The 526-nt window shown below is 54.8% G+C and carries 2 rRNA genes; both read left to right on the top strand.

The annotated features are described in order from the left end of the window. Window positions 1-109: ribosomal RNA gene (locus C8258_RS32125) — 16S ribosomal RNA — on the top strand; the annotation flags it as partial. Window positions 110-442: 333 nt separating this feature from the next. After that, window positions 443-526: ribosomal RNA gene (locus C8258_RS32130) — 23S ribosomal RNA — on the top strand; the annotation flags it as partial.

Consider the following 526-nt stretch of genomic DNA (forward strand, 5'->3'; position numbering starts at 1 on the left):
GCCGGTGGCCTAACCCTTGTGGAGGGAGCCGTCGAAGGTGGGATTGGCGATTGGGACGAAGTCGTAACAAGGTAGCCGTACCGGAAGGTGCGGCTGGATCACCTCCTTTCTAAGGAGCACTTCTCCATGACGCATCACAGAGGTGAATGTGGTTGTGGCAGAGACCGTTTAGTCCTCACATGTAGGGCTGCGGATGCTCATGGGTGGAACACTGACTGACTTCATCGCACTCCGGGCAGTCTCTTGGCTGGCCGGCGATGGATATACCGACACACTATTGGGTCCTGAAAGAACAGGCGCGAGTCTGGACTTTCTAGGAAATCAAAACGACTTGCTCAGATCTTCTGAGATACCGGCCTTCGTTGGAGGGTGCTGGTCCTGAAATTATGGTTTGGGTGGGTGTGTTGTTTGAGAACTGCACAGTGGACGCGAGCATCTTTGTTAGTAAGTGTGTAAGAGCGTACGGTGGATGCCTTGGCACCAGGAGCCGATGAAGGACGTAGGAGGCTGCGATAAGCCTCGGGGA

The organism is Nocardia sp. MDA0666, from assembly GCF_003023875.1.
Taxonomy (GTDB): Bacteria; Actinomycetota; Actinomycetes; order Mycobacteriales; family Mycobacteriaceae; genus Nocardia; species Nocardia aobensis.